The 15,366-nt window shown below is 54.9% G+C and carries 7 protein-coding genes; 3 read left to right on the forward strand and 4 right to left on the reverse strand.

The genetic code is table 11. The features are described 5' to 3' along the window. Nucleotide 1 precedes the first annotated feature (1 nt). From LINBF2_RS02265 to LINBF2_RS02275, 3 genes are read right to left on the reverse strand one after another with little or no spacing between them, the layout of a single operon-like run. Nucleotides 2-814, reverse strand: coding sequence for a glycosyltransferase family 25 protein (locus LINBF2_RS02265; RefSeq protein WP_281890082.1), 813 nt, complete (start codon nt 812-814; stop codon nt 2-4). After that, on the reverse strand, nt 811-3,066 hold the full coding sequence (locus tag LINBF2_RS02270) for a tetratricopeptide repeat protein (protein ID WP_281890084.1): 2,256 nt from the start codon (nt 3,064-3,066) through the stop codon (nt 811-813). Before LINBF2_RS02270 ends, LINBF2_RS02265 begins: the two co-directional genes overlap by 4 nt. Nucleotides 3,067-3,083: 17 nt before the next feature. Further along, a complete protein-coding gene (locus LINBF2_RS02275) occupies nt 3,084-3,878 on the reverse strand; it encodes a glycosyltransferase family 2 protein (RefSeq protein WP_281890086.1) in 795 nt (264 codons plus the stop codon). A gap of 160 nt (nt 3,879-4,038) precedes the next feature. Here LINBF2_RS02275 and LINBF2_RS02280 point away from each other — a divergent pair, with 160 nt between their 5' ends. The 3 genes from LINBF2_RS02280 to LINBF2_RS02290 all read left to right on the forward strand — a co-directional run bounded on the left by LINBF2_RS02280 (nt 4,039) and on the right by LINBF2_RS02290 (nt 8,997). Next, nucleotides 4,039-4,503 carry a hypothetical protein gene (locus LINBF2_RS02280; RefSeq protein WP_281890088.1) on the forward strand — a complete coding sequence of 155 codons (465 nt, stop codon included), beginning with the start codon at nt 4,039-4,041 and terminating at the stop codon, nt 4,501-4,503. 61 nt (nt 4,504-4,564) lie between these two features. Then, nucleotides 4,565-6,340, forward strand: coding sequence for an acetylglucosamine transferase (locus LINBF2_RS02285; protein ID WP_281890090.1), 1,776 nt, complete (start codon nt 4,565-4,567; stop codon nt 6,338-6,340). An 89-nt stretch (nt 6,341-6,429) separates the two neighbouring features. After that, entirely contained in the window at nt 6,430-8,997 is a 2,568-nt protein-coding gene (locus LINBF2_RS02290) for a M12 family metallo-peptidase (RefSeq protein ID WP_281890092.1), read from the forward strand. Here LINBF2_RS02290 and LINBF2_RS02295 read toward each other — a convergent pair. Further along, complete coding sequence (locus LINBF2_RS02295) at nt 8,986-15,135, reverse strand: hypothetical protein (protein WP_281890093.1); 6,150 nt, start codon at nt 15,133-15,135, stop codon at nt 8,986-8,988. The two genes, LINBF2_RS02290 and LINBF2_RS02295, sit on opposite strands and share 12 nt — an antisense overlap. Nucleotides 15,136-15,366 lie beyond the last annotated feature (231 nt).

A 15,366-nucleotide genomic window follows, 5' to 3' on the forward strand; every position in this document is an offset into this window, starting at 1 on the left:
ATTATTCTGGCGCGAGTTGCAAATTTCTCAAAGGTAAAAACTTTTTAGAGAAGTCAAAAGATATTCGACGTTGGCCAATTTCTTTTGATTTTTCGATGGCGTCTATCGGTCCATTTTCTTTGATATTTTTTAAAGAGATAAGGTGCCTGTATGTAATCCAATCGTTAATGAGCGGGTGTTGATCATTGCAGATGTTGCTTTTATTGTTTTCATCTGATGGATAGATAATTAAAGGTAGAATAATCTTCGCATTTATTTTCTTCTCATTTACTAAAGCGCATAAAATATTATCTATAGGTAAACCTAAAAAAATATTATTTTTTAATAATTCATGCACTTTTTTTATGTTTTTATAGTTCAGAATGTATCCGTGAGTCCCGTATATAGTTGTTTCATGATGAATGTCATGTATTTTTGGTATATTTACGGCAGAGTTATGCAATATGTTATTAATTGAAATCATATCGCCTACTTCGACGAACGTGCCATCTAAGTATATAATATCCCAATCCTCTTGGTAGTTTTTAATCAGGTCGTGGGCTAAATTTAGATTTTTGTCGAAGCAGCTGTCATCTTCGAGTATCAAGACTAGATCGTTTGTTACGTTATTGACATGATGTTCGATAATGCTAAGGTGACTCAGCCAGCATCCCCATTGTCCAAATGATAAATTTTTATTTTGAACTGGGTATTCCTGCCCATTAATTGCCGGAAATCTCTGTATATGAAATTCCAGCTCAGATCGTTGCAATGCGCCTTCAAATTGCAAGCGCCTTTCTACTGAGCGATCTAAGTTAATATAGTATCCAATCATATTTTTTCCCTTATTAAAGAAATAACTTTTTTTAGCTCAAGCGCTTGCTGAGCTGCACTTATTGGCCATTCGCTTGAGTCAAGCCGTTCTTGTAATTGTTTTTTAAGGTTCGAACGTAGATTTGAATCATGTGCGATTTCTGCGATTTTTTCGTGATACTCCTGAAAGCTATAGCAAGCCAACTCAGGCATGCCCACGTCATGCAACAAACTAGCAGCCACGCGTGAGGCAAAGCTGCCGCCGCACAGGCTAACCACGGGCAATCCAGAGCGCAGCGCATCGCCTGCGGTGGTGTGGCCGTTGTAGGGGAAGGTGTCAATGAACACATCGGCCAAGCGGTAGCGGGCCAAGTGGTCTTCCACGCGCGGCAGGCGCGAGGCAAAGATGATGCGCTCGGGGTCCACGCCTTGTTCACGGGCGCTTTGGGTCAGGTTGGTGTGGGCGCCTTCGTTGAGCTTCATCAGCCACAGCACGCTGCCCGGCACTTCTTTGAGCAAGTCCATCCACACTTTGAAGAGTGGCGGGTTGATTTTGTAATCGTGGTTAAAGCTGCAAAACACCACGCCTTCTTCGGGCAAGCCAAAGTCTGATCGTTTGGGTGTTTCGGGCGACGGCACGACCGAGTCATCACGTGGCAGGTAGCAGTGTGGCAACTTCAAAATCTTTTCGCCGTAGTGCTGCTCTAGCTCATCGGGAATGATGCGCGGGTCAGAAATCAAATAGTCGATGTAGGGCAAGCCCAGCGTGCCGGGGAATCCTAAGTAGGTCACCTGTGCAGGGGCAGGGCGGTGGGCCAAGATGTCTAGGCGTGTGCCTTCGGTGTGGCCAGACAAATCGATGAGCACATCGATTTCCATCGCGCGCATGAGCTTGGCCACATCGAGGCTGGTCATGCCGTGGCAGTCGATGTAGTGGTCAAAGGCGCAGCGGTAGCGTTTCCACAAGTCGCTGTTGTCACTCACGCCCGTGAAGAAGCCGGTCAGCTCAAACTGTGATTTGTCGAATTGTTCAATCAAACCAATGAGCAAGTAGCCCACAGGGTGCACGCGAAAGTCGGCAGACATAAAGCCCACGCGTTTTTTGCGGTGCTGGTAGGTCTCACCCTTCCACAGCGGGTTGGGCGAAGCTTGGTATTTGTCGGCGGCATACAGCTCGGCGCATTTGCGGATGATGGCTGCATCGTCGGTGATGGCCATGATGGTCAAGGGGCCGCAGGTCAGCTTGCCTGCTTCAATGCCCGCAATGATGCGTGCCTTCGATGCTTCAAAGTCGGTCCAGTCGCAGTTGCTCAGGCGCGCGCCCATGAGGTGGCCTTCGCCATACGCATAGTCGGGTGCCACTTGCAATGCATGCGCAAAAGCGCGTGTTGCCAGTGTGTATTGTTTGTACTGGCCCAGCAGTTGGCCTTGGCCTTCTAAGGCGCGCACATGGTCTGGGTTGATGTCGGTGGCGGCGGTCAGGCACAGCAACGCGTCGTGGTGGCGGTTCATCGCTTGCAACAGGGCGGCCTTGTTGGTGTAGGCCTCCATGTAGTGCGGGTCAGCAGCAATGGCTTGGTCGTACACAGCCAGTGCGTCTTCGGCCAGCCCGAGGTCGTGCAAGGTTTTCGCTTTGGCGAAATGGCCCAGTGGCAAATGAGGCGATGCCTCACAGGCTTGGCTAAAAAACGCCAACGCACTGGGTGAGTCCATTTGCGCAGAGCGTGCAACACCCAGCGAGTAAAGCGTTAAAAAGTTTTTGTCATCCAGCGCTAAGGCTTGGCGCAACAGTGCTTCAGCTTCGGCGTGCTGGCCAGCACCTTGCAGGGCAATGGCTTGAGTATTGAATGCCACTACGTTTGGGTGGCTAGGCTTGGTGCCGCCACCGCCGTTGCTGGCGTGGGCCAAGCGCACGGTGTCCAGGTGGGCTTGTGCGCCGGGCAGTGTGGGCTCGACCTTCAAAGCTTTTTGCACTGCTTTGAGTGATTCGTCCATGCGTCCCAAGTTAAACAAGATGACCGAATAGGCCAAATGTGCTTGTGCAAATTTGGGTGAGCTAGCCACCACTTTTTCGATGTGGGCCAATGCTTCGGCAAAGTTACCTTGAGTCGATGCAATCGCGCTGAGCGAATACAGCGCCACGGCGTTGTTGGCGTCTAGCTTCAGTGCCTGTGCAAACAAAGCTTTGGCTTCGTCGTTCTCGCCTGCGTGTTGATGCGCAATGGCTTTGTCCAGCAGGGCTTGCAGGTTGTTGCGGTTCGTGCGAGCGTTCATGTCTCAGATGTCCTTGTTCACAGCCACTCAAGCGGCACGTTTTGTCCGGCAAAGGCCAGCAGTTGTTGACGGCGCAAGCGCACGCTTTGGCTGGGGGCGGGCCACTTTTTGTAGATGGATAAATAGTCCGACACGGTGTGCAAGCCATTGGCTGTGCTGGATGAGCCGCGTCGCTGATGCGGGTTGACGTAGTCTTTGTAGACCACGGCGCCCACGATGTTGGCGTGGGTAAAGGGGGTGTCGCTGGCGACGTTGAGCAAGAAGTCCCAATCGTCCAAGCTGCTCAAGTGCGGGTCTTGTTGGCGGCCATGCACAGCTTCGCGCGGGAAGATGGCGCTGTGGTTTTGAATGAAATTTTTGACATACAACGCCTCCACATCCATCTCGGCCACGCTGTATTCGTTGGTTTGCAGTGGCTTGATTTCCGGTGCTTGGCGGTTTTCTTGCACCACGCGGTAGTTGGTGTAAATCACGCGGCCCGGGTGGGCGAGGGTGGCTAGGTGTGCTTTGTCTAAGTAGTCAGGCAAAAAGGCATCGTCGTCGTCTAGAAAAATGACATAACGGCCACGTGCATGAGCCAAACCTTGGTTTCGGCTGAGGGCTGGGCCAGCTTTGCCGGTGCGTTTGATAAAGGTGTCTTGTTCTTGCAAGCCTTCGGCGACGACTTGCAACGTGTCGGCATCCAGCACATCTGCTACCACGATCATTTCGTGGTCGGTAAAACTGTTGGCACGCACAGACGCCAGCGCACGGGCCAGCAAGGTGGGGCGCTGGTGCGTGGTGAGGATGATGCTGAAGTAAGGCGTAGCCATGTGGCGAATTTTTGACAAGTTGTAACTTTGGTGGGGTCAATAAGCAAATCCCAAGCCAACTTGATAAACGAGGTGCAGGTGTCAAGCAAAGCGGCAATTTAAGTTGGCACAAAAATCGCTTGAGTGTTGGCAACCTTTATGCACAACCAGGAGTTTTCAAATGACCCTCATTCAAGAATTGATGAACCAAAGCGCCACCGGCAGCATGCTGCAAGGCGGCTCTATCAAGCGTTTCAGCCCTTTGGAAATCCGCGAAACCATCCAAACATTGGTGGCGACCGAACAAATTGACACCGCTTACGCCTTGGGCGAAGCTGGTTTGGCCATTTACCCCGCCAGCGAAGACATGTTGGCCATCTGCGGCCTGTTGGCTGTGATGCGCCAAGACTGGCCAGCAGCGGTCGAGCTGCTGCAAGAACTGGTCGAGGCACAAGGCCAAAACATTCAACCCTTCACCTATGTCATGTTGGTGCGCGCCCTGCGTTGCAACCTTGACCCAGCGGGTGCTTTGAAAATGGCGAACCAAGGCCTGCACTACTACCCAGGTCAGCTGGAACTCGAAGCCGAGCGCTTGGCACTCGACATCTACTCAGACGCTGTTTCTAGCTCAGCACACACACACTAAGCGGCAAGTTTGCCGCTCTCGGGCGGCAATGCTTTGCCACTGATGTGCAAAATACCTTGCCATGCAAGTGGAAGACATAAGCCAACTCAGGCTTGACCAAGTCATTCAACTGGCTGAACAAATTCAAAAGGCTGGGCGCACCGCTGACGCGATTGCGCTCTACACCCTTTGGACACAAAACAGCCCGTCGACCGACCGTCACATTGGTTTGTTCAACCAAGGCGTCATGCAGCTCAACATGGGCGACATCGACGGGGCTGAACACGCCTACCGCTTGAGTTTGGATTTGTATCCGGGCTTTGCCCAAGCACGCATCAACCTCGGCCTGTTGCTAGAACGCAAGGGCTTGTTTGACGAGGCCATGCTCCAGTGGAGCCAAGTGGCCGCGTCTGGCTATTTGCAAGTGGCCGCGAATGTTGAGCTGCAAACCTTGGCACTCAACCACATTGGCCGCTTGCAAGAGCAGCTCAAACACTACGACTTGGCCGAGCACGCGCTCACGCAAAGCTTGCAGCTCAACCCGCGGCAGTCCGATGCTTTGCAGCATTGGGTGCACTTGCGCAGCAAACAATGCAAATGGCCTGCGATGCAAGCCATGCCCGGCGTGTCGGTGAATGCCATGCTCACAGGCACCTCGCCTTTGGCCATGTTGGCTTTGCACGATGACCCCGCTTTGCAGCTCATGGCCGCGCAGTCGTTTGTGCAACGCAAGTTCAACTTGCCCACGCAACGCCTGTGTGTGAATGCACCGTATCAACACGAGCGCATTCGCATTGGCTATTTGTCTGGCGACTTGTGCACGCATGCGGTGGGCCTGTTGATGGCCGATTTGCTAGAAGCACATGACCGCAGCCAATTTGAAATTTATGCCTTCGACTACAGCATCGAAGACGGCAGCGAATACCGCCAACGCTTGAAAAATGCGTTTGACCATGTGGTCGATATCCGTGCCTTGGACGACGCTCAAGCCGCGGCAGAAATTGCCCATGCCGAAATTGATGTGTTGCTCGACTTGCACGGCCTCAGCTCTGGCGCTCGTCCTGGCATTTTGTCTATGCAGCCTGCGCCTTTGCAGGGCACCTACCTCGGCTTCATTGGCACCACCGCTTTGCCATGGGTGCAGTTTGTGGTGACTGACCGCTTTGCTTTGCCCGAGGCCTTGACCCCTTATTTTTCTGAAAAACCGTTGTACGTGGACGGAAGCTTTTTGCCGCTCAACCACACGCCCACACCACCGTGCAGCCAAAGCCGCACCGATCTGGGCTTGCCCGAAGACGCCTTTGTGATGGCGTGTTTCAACAACGTGTACAAATTCAACACCGAGATGTTTGCCACCTGGATGAACATCTTGAAACGCGTGGATGACGCCGTGCTGTGTCTGCTGGACGACAACGCCAGCGCCACCCGTGAATTGAAAAAACAAATCGCGTATCACGGTGTGCCGCTGGACCGCGTGGTGTTTGCCAAGCGCACGTCTCACCCCGAGTACCGCGCACGCATGCAATTGGCCGATGTGTTCTTGGACACCACGCCCTACAACTCGGGCTCAACAGCCCGTGATGTGCTGGACTGCGGCTTGCCCATGGTCACGCTCAGTGGCCGCACCTTTGTTTCGCGCATGGCGGGTAGTTTGTTGCATTCCATTGGCTTGGATGAACTCATCACTGACAACCACGCCGACTACGAAAACTTGGTGGTGGATTTGGCTGCCGACCGAGCCCGTTTGGCGTCATATCGCCATCACCTTATCCAAGGCCACAAACTCCGAGAAGCCGCACCCGCTAAGCTGGTGCGCAGCCTAGAAACCCAGTTGAAACAAATGGTGCAAGCCCTTTAAAAATAAGGCGTTCCAGCCCTTTGGGGGCTTAAGTATTGGCGTTTGCGACCGATTTAAGAAGATCATTGTTCTTCTAGATCGCAGCGCACGTGTCACTCTTGGTTTCCTCTGTTTCTAGCTTGTCCGCCTTGGGCGGCATGGCGTCGCCGACTGCGGGGGCACTGACGGTCGCACAAGCCATGGCTGATCTCGCGGCCAAGCGCCTCACGCAGCCCGTGGTGGTGGAAGACAGCCAAGCCAATTTACAAACCAATCTGGCGAACCTTCAAAAACTCACCGCCGCCGGAAAACTCAGCGCGTTGAGCTTGACCGATGGCGATGCCAGCTTGCAGTTCACTGCGGCACAAATCAACACAAGCAGCGCCTTGTTGACGAAAGTCATGTCCTCGGGTGTGACGGTCAAAGTCGCTGACACGGCCATCAACACCGCACGCATGGCCTCGCGCATCAGCACGGCTTTTGAGGTCACGGTCACTGACAGCGCTGAAAACATTCAGAAAAGCCTCACCGGATTACAAACGTTGGCGGTGACGGGCAAGCTCGACACCCTCACATTCACCGATGCCTCGCCTGCGCTGACCTTAAAGGCCAGCCAGTTTGGCGCAACGGCAGCCTTGCGCGCCAAGATGCCAGATGCCGCCATCACCATCAGTGACAGTGCTGCGAATGTGGCGAAGATTGCTGTGACAGGTGCCAGCGCAATTGCCGTCAAAGATTCAGCTGCCAATGTGCTGCGCAACTTTGAAGCCATGCGCACCTTGGCGGCTACAGGGCCCAGCATGACGGTCACGCTCATTGACCGTGCGCCTGTCATGACCTTGAGTGCTGCGCAATACGTGGGCAGTGCAGATTTACGGGCCAAGTTGCAAGGTGTGAGCTACACCATCAAAGACAACGCACAAGCCATCGCGGACAACGCCAGTGCCTTGCGTGGTCTGAAAGTGGCGGTGACCGATACCGCTGCCAACGTGCAAAGCAACTTAGGGGCACTTCAAACATTGGCCGAGGCAGGCAACCTGAGTTTGCTCAAGGTCACCGATGCCAGCAAGGCCAAGCTCAGCATGACAGCGGCGCAAGCCCTCAAGCTGGGCGCCTTGTCAGGCAGTGCCATCACATTGACCGACACGGCGGCCAACATCCAAGCCAACTTTGATGCTTTGTTGGCGGTCAAAAAAATCAATGCCATTCAGCTCACCGACACGGCGCGTCCTGTGTTGCAGGTCACAGAAGCTCAGTACAAAAAAGGCGCGGCTTTGTTGGCCAAAGTGTCCGGTGCTGCCGTCTCGGTGGCGTTCAGCGGCAATATGGCCAATTACAAAATCAAGGCCAACACCGATGGCAGTTTTGCAGTGGGCAGTGCCATTTATAAAAAAGTGAATTTTTTTACTTTTCAGGACACCACTGCTTTTGCAGACACTGGCGATGCGAATGTGAACGCCATGGTGCTGGGCGGTACCAACTTCTGGTGGCGCGATACGGCAGGCGCTGTGACAACGTCTGACACCCAAATCAAAACTGGTGTGTATGCCATGGGCGAAGGCAGTAGCCGACAAGCTTTTTCTTATAGTTTCATGACCGATCTGCCCGATGGCAACACGTCTGACAGCACGGGTTTTCGGGCCATGAGCACTGCACAAAAAGCTGCTGTGCGTCGTGCGTTTGACTATCTGTCATCCATCATCAACGTCACGTTCACCGAGTCCAATTCAGCGGGGCAAGCAGACATCAACTTCGGGACGAATAACCAATCGACCAAAGGCAGTTCGGGCTATGCCAACGTGCCCAATGGCAGCGGCGACCACCCCGTGTATTTGTTCTTGGACAACAGCCCCGGCAACACCAACACCAACATGGCGCAAGGCAGCTACGGCTGGCAAACCTTGATCCATGAAATTGGACACACCTTGGGCCTCAAGCATCCCGGCAACTACAACGCCAGCGGCGGCACCATGCCCGGTCCGTATTTACCCAAAGCACTGGATTCGCGTCTGTACACCTTGATGTCGTACAACAACCCCGCAGGCAGCTTGGAGGTGACATCGACCCCCTTGCCATCAGGGACGCGTTACAGCGGCAGCACGCTGAACCCAAGCACCTACATGATGTTTGACATGGCGGCGTTGCAGTTCATGTATGGCGTAGGCAGTGGGCAGGGCGTGAGTGATTACCAAGTCACATCCTTCACCGCTGACTGGTCGGGCATGCAAACCTTGTGGACGCCTGCGGGTGGTGTGATGGATGCCTCGGCGGTGAGCAATGCCAACATCATGGATTTGCGTGCAGGCGCGTTCAGCTCAATCAACGTGATTCCCAAAAGCATCACAGACAGCTTCCCCGCGTCTTTGAAAACCGCCGCCACTTACATGGGTTTGAACAATGTGGGCTTGGCCTATGGCAGCCACATCAGCACAGCCAAAGGTGGCTCTGCCAGCGATGTGTTTTACACCAGCACCGCTGCAGATGTGAGCATTGAAGGCGGTGACGGCAACGACACGGTTTATTTGGCGGGCACAGCGGCTGACTGGATTGAAAGCCAAGGCACCTACACCAACGCCAAGCTGGCACGCAGCGTGAGCCTGAGCAGCGTGGAAGTCATCAAGTACTACAACGCTGATGCTTATGCCATCACACACTCACGCCTAGATTTACAAGCCTAGAGCGGCGCGCTGCGCGTTGGTGAACGCGTTGATTTGATCGGCAGTCAATGCGGCAACTTGTTGCGATGTGAACGCTGACAGTTGTGCGGTGCTGAAAGCCACCGTTTGCGTGGTCCCCATGTTGGCGATGTTTTCCACCGGAATGGCAGGCACTTGCCATGATGTAAATGCCGCCACCTGAGCAGTGGTGAACGCTTGCATCTGGCGCGTGCTGAAGGCGCCAATTTCGGTGGTCGTCAAATTGGAGATTTGATCCGACGAGAAAGCCGGAATCTGTGTGTATTCGAAACCACGGATCTGTGAGGTCGACATGCCCGCCAATTGTTCGGTGGACAGCGTTTGAATCTGGTCTGACGACAAGGTTTTGAGTGAACCGCTGGCGATGGCCTGAACCTGCGCCACGGACATGGTTTGCAATTGATCTGCTGTCAACACCCCCACTTGGCGGCTGGTCAAGACGTTGATGTCGTCGGTGCCCAAGGCAGGAATTTGCGTGATCGTGATGGCCTTGATCTGATCGGTCGTCAAATTGCTGACTTGCGTTGGACGCAAGGCCACGATCTGGTCGGATGTGAAGGCGGCCAAAGCGCTTGTGCTCACTGCCGGTATGTCGGTGTGTTCGATGGCGGTGATTTGCAGCGTGCCCAAAGCAGGGAACTGTGCAGCCGTGATCGCGCCAATTTGCGTACTCGACAAGGCCACGATGTTGTCTGTGGTCAAAGCCGACAGCAAGCTGCCCGTGATGTTGCTGAGTTGTGTGGTCGACAAGGCCGCGACTTGGTCGGAGACCAAACTCTCGATTTGACCTGTGGTCAAGTTGTTGAGTTGCGCCGATGTCAAAACCGAGATGGATGCAGGTCGGATGGCTGGCACCAAGTTGTTGGGCATGACGCTCAACTGATCGGTGCTGAGCGCGCCAATTTGCGTGGGATTCATGCCCCAAATGTCGGCAGTTTCCAAGGCTTGAATTTGCTGACTTTCCAGTGCAGAGAGCTGAGCGGTGCTCAAGCTCACAATTTGCGTGCTGCTCATGGCCGTGATTTCTTCGGCGGTCAAGCTGGTGAGCTGCTCGGTAGACAGCAAGCCCACTTGGGTCACGGTCAACGATTGCACCTGCGTGGCACTCATGCTTGGCAGCTGTTCGGTGGTCAATGCCGCGAGCTGTGCCGTGGTCAAGGCACGAATTTGTGCACTGTCCAGCCCATCGATTTGCTCGGTGGTCAAGGCGGCCACTTGCGTGTTCAACATGCTTGGAATTTGTGCTGTGGTCAACGCCGCCACTTGTGTGGAGGTCAAGGCGGTCAGCTTGGTGTTGCTCAAGCTGGAGAGCGCGGTGGTGGTCAAGTTGGCCACTTGGGTGTCGGTCAAGGCTTTGAGTTGATCGCCGGTGAACGCATTCATTTGCGTGGTGGTCAGCGATGCCAGTTGGTCGGTGCCCAAGGCTGCCACTTGCGCGGTGCTGAAATTGGTCAGTTGTGCTGTGGTCAAGTTGGGCAACTGGGTGCTGGTCAAGGCCTTGACTTGCGCCGTGGTGAACACGCTCAGATCGCTGGCATTCAAGGTGACCAACGCGTTGGTGCTGAGTGCGCCGATTTGTGCGGTGGTCAATGCCTCGAGTTGCGCGGCGGTCATGGCATCGAGTTGGGTGCCAGTCAGGGCCGCTACCTTGGTGGTGTCCAAGGTGCTCACTTGTTCGGTGGTCAGATTTTGAATTTGGTCGCTCACCAGCGCCGACACTTGCGAGGTGGTGAAGCTGTTGATCTGGGTGCTGGTCAAGGTGGTCAGTTGTGACTCGTTGAGCAACTGAACTTTGTCCACGGCCAAGCTGGCGAGTTGACCTGCGGTCAAGGCCTGCACTTGGTCGGTGGGCAAGGTCAAGATTTGCGCATGGGTCAAAGCATTCAGTTGAGCCGTGGTCAACGCTGCTGTTTGCGTGCTGCTCAGGTTAGCCAACTGTTCTTCGCGAATGGCCGCCATGTCTTGGGTGTCGATGGCCACAATTTGTGCTGTCGAGAAGGCTTCCAACTGCGAGGTGTCGAGTGCGGCCAATTGGCTGCTGCTCATGGCGCTGATGTGTGCGCTGCTGAGCTTGCCAATTTGGTCGGTGGTGATGGCCAGCACTTGTTCGTTGGTGAATGCCGAGATCACGGCATTGCTCAGGTTGCCCACCAGCGCGGTGGACAAACCTTCGATTTGCGTGGTGGTCAAGCTGGCCACTTGTGCGCCAGTGAGAGAGTTGAACTGTGTGGATGTCAGAGCATCGATCTGGTCGGTCGACAACGTGCGCAGCTGGGTAGATAGCAAGCTGCCCACTTGTGCGTTGGTCATGGCGCGTAACTGGTCTGTCACCAAAACTTCAATTTGGTCTGTGGTCAGTGCCTGTAACTGTGTGCTGCTCATGCCGGCCAAGTCGGCGGTTTCAATCGCACCAATTTGGTCGGTGGTCATGGCGGCCACTTGGTTGGTGAACAGGGCGCTCACTTGTGTGCCCGTGAGGCTGGCGATTTGATCGGTGTCAAATGTGGCAATTTGCTCGGTGGTCATCGACACCAAATCACGCGTTTCAATGGCTTGCACTTGCGCACTGGTCATGACAGCAATTTCGTCGGTGGTGATGGCGGCCATTTGCTGTGCTGTGAATGCAGCGATGTCGCGGGTTTCGATGGCGGCAAACTGTTCGGTGGTTAACTGAGCCACTTGCGCGGGGGTGAAGCTCTCAAACTGTGATTGCGTCAGCGACACGATTTGGTCTGTCGACAAACTGGTCAGTTGCTCCAAGCTCATGGCGGTCAGCATCTCGGCACGCATGGCTTGCATTTGAGCGCTGCTGAAGGCGCCCAGTTGATCGGTGGTCAAGGCCTGCATTTGGGCGCTGGTCATGGCCCCCACGTCTTGGGTGGGTAATGCGCCAATTTGTTCGGTGGTCAAGACGGCCACGTTTTCCACACTCATGGTGGCCATTTGGTTGGGCGTGATGGCTGCAATTTGGTTGCTGGTCAACGCTTGTACTTGGTCTGAATTCAGGGCATTGATCTGGCGTGAGGTCAAGCCCACCACGTCAAAGGCTTCGATGGCCACAATTTGCGTGGTGTCCAAAGCGCCCAGTTGTTCGTTGGTCAAGCTGCTGATTTGCGCACGGCGCATGCCCGCAATTTGGTCGGTGGTCATGGCCGAGATTTGCTCGGGGCCAAAGGCCACGATTTGGCTGGTGGCCATGGCCGCCAAGTCGCCCGTTTCTAAAGCGGCCACTTGGTCGGTGGACATGGCGCTGATTTGCAAGGCCGTCAGGCTTTGCACTTGGCGCTGTCCCAAAGCCACGATTTGGTTGGTGTTGAGGGCACCCACTTGGTCTTGTCCCAACGAGGCAATTTGTGCGTTGGTCAACGAGGCCACTTGGCCGGTGGTCAGCGCATCAATTTGGTCGGTGGTGGTGGCGTTGAGCTGTGTGGCGGTCAGGACCACCAAATCGCGGGTTTCAAAGCCCGGCATTTGGTCTGTCGTGAAGGCCTGCATCTGATCGGTGGTCAGCACACGCATGTGGTTGCCCGTGAAGGCGGCCAACTGTTCGCTGGTGAAGGCCACGACTTGATCGGTGCCCATCGCAGCCAACCCAGTGGTGGGGATGGTCTGCACTTGTGCGGTGGTGAGCGCCGCCACTTGGTCGGTGGTGAGTTTGCTCAGCTGAGCATCGGTCATGACGCTGATTTCTTTGGTGCTCAGCGCCGTAATTTGGTCGGTGGTCAAGGCCACCATCGCATCGGTGGTCAGGTTTTTGAACTGATACGTGGTCAGCGCGGGCAACTGATCGCTGGTGAGGGCTTGAATTTGGTCCGAGTTCAAGGCGGCCAAGTCGCGTGTCTCGATAGACGCGATTTGGCTGGGCTTGAAGCTTTGAATTTGGTCGGTGGTCATGGCCGCAAACTGGCCCGTCTCTAGAGCCACGATTTGCGTGCCTTTGAGCGCGTTCAAGTCTTCGGTTTCCAGCGCCACGATTTGATCGGTGCTGAGGTTGTTGATTTGCGCCGTGGTGAACGCGCCCATCTGTTCGGTCGTCAAAGCCACCACGTTGTCGGTGGACAAGGCCACCAAGTCTTGCGTTTCGATGGCTGCGAGTTGGGTGGCGTTGAATGCCACCACTTGGTCGCTGGTGAGGCTGCCCACTTGGTCCGATTGCAGTGCTGCCATTTGTTGGCGCGTGAGGCCACGGATGTCTTCCGAAGCAATGGCTGCTATTTGGTCGGTGGCCAAGGCGGCAATTTGGTCGGTGCGCAGACCGCCAATTTGAACGGCGCTGAAGGCTTCAATTTGCGTGCTGTCCAAACCCGCCAAACCGGCGGTGCTGACAGCGGCCAATTGGGCGGCCTTGAGGTGTGGAATTTGGTCGGTGGTGAGGGCGCCTACTTGGTCGCTGGTGAGCGCGCCCATTTGGCTGTTGGTCAAGTACGCCACTTGTTGTGCGGTGAATGCGCTGACTTGGTTTTCGGTCAAGGCCGCGATGCTTTGGGTCGGGACAGAGACCACCTGCGAGGGCTTGAGTGCCGTGATTTGATCGGTGGTGAGCGCCTGCATTTGTGAGGTGCTCATGGCCGACAGTTGGCGGCCGGTGAGGGCTGCCATATCGTCCGTACCGATCGCGGCAATTTGGGTGTCCGACAAGGCACCAATTTGCTGCGAGCTCATTTGCACAATTTGGCTCACGCTCAAAGCACCTATTTGCGCGGTGCTCAGACCCGCAATGGCTTCGCTGCGCAAGGCGCTAATCAGGCTGGGTTTGAGGCTGCGCAGTTGGTCGGTCCCGATGCCGCCCAGCTGGTCACTTGATAAAGCAGCCATTTGTGCCGTGTTGAACACTTGCAGCTGAGAGGTGGTCAATGCCGCGACTTGGCTGGTGCTCATGGCACGCACGTTGGCTTCGGCCAAGTTTTGAATTTGTGCGTTTTTCAAACTGCCGATTTGCTCGGTGCTGAGGGCCTGAATTTGCCCACTGCGCAAGGCGCTGAACTGTGCGGCGCTGAGTGCGGCCAAGTCTTGTGTTTCCAGCGCGGCAACTTGTGCCGTCGAGAGGTTAGAAATTTGTGCTGAATTGAAGCCTGACACTTGACGCACGCCCAAAGCTGCCACTTGTGAGGTGCTCAGTCCTTGCAGGTCGCGGGTTTCGATGGCGCCAATTTGTTGGCTGCTGAGGCCTGCCAATTGATCGGTACCTAAGGCGGCAATTTGCCCGCTGGTCATGGCTTGAATTTGCGCTGTCTTGAGTGCGCCCATTTGCTGACTGGTCATGGCCTGTAGCTGTGCATCGGTCATGGCCGCCAAGGCATCGGTGCTCAAGGCAGCAATTTGATGCGGACGCAAGTTGTTGACTTGTGTGGTCGATAAGCCAGCCACTTGTGTGGCGCTCAGCGTGGACATTTGTTTGGCCGAGAGGGCCAACATGTCTTGTGTCTCGATGGCAGCCATTTGGTCTGAGCTGAGGGCTGCCAATTGGTTGGTCGAGAAGGCGCCCACTTGTGTAGACGTCAGTGCCGTCATTTGGCCGGCGGTCAGACCTGCCAAATCACGCGTTTCAATCGCTTTGATTTGCGTGGCCTTCATGCTGGCGATTTGGGCGGTGCCCAAGGCGGCCAGCTGGGTGTCAATCAAGCTGATGATTTGTGAGGTGGTCATCGACTGGATCTGTCCAGCCGTCATGTTTTGCAGCACGCTGGTGTCAATGGCACCCATGCGCTGGCTGTTCATGGCCGCCACTTGGCTGTCTCGCATGCCCGCCAGCTGTGAGCTGGTGAGTGCATTGATTTGAGAGACGGTCATCACGCCAATTTGCGTGGCCCGCATGGCGTTGAGCTGATCGGTGCTCAAGGCGGCAACTTGTCCAGCGCTCAAGGTGGCAATGTTGGCCGTTTGCAGGGCCTGCATTTGACGGGCGCTGAAGCCAGCCAGTGCACCTGTACTAATAGAAGCCGTTTGTGCGGTGGTCAAGGCGCCGACTTGCGAGGCGGTGAGGGCGGCTATTTGTGTGGCGCTGTACCCAGAGATGTCGGTGGTCGTTCCGAATGCCGGTGTAGGCGAACTCATTTGCACGCTGGCGTAGGCATAGCTACCAAGCGTGTTGTTGAGTGATGAATTGATACCGTTTGACATAGGGAACGAACTTTTAAAAAGTGTTGTGTTGAGTACTCGACACCATCCATGCAAAATTCGAGCCGACTTTATGACTAAACGGTAATTATTTGAAAAAACGGCATTTGCACTTAAAAAACGGCAATCTGTTGCCGTTTTGCCGCCATTTCCTTGCCGCTTTGCCGCTTGCCACCTTGCCATTTAGGGTAAATATTTCTTTCAGAACCCCTCAAGTTGTCGGAAAACAAGTTG

Origin of the sequence: Limnohabitans sp. TEGF004, from assembly GCF_027924965.1 — a bacterium.
Lineage (GTDB): Bacteria > Pseudomonadota > Gammaproteobacteria > Burkholderiales > Burkholderiaceae_C > Limnohabitans.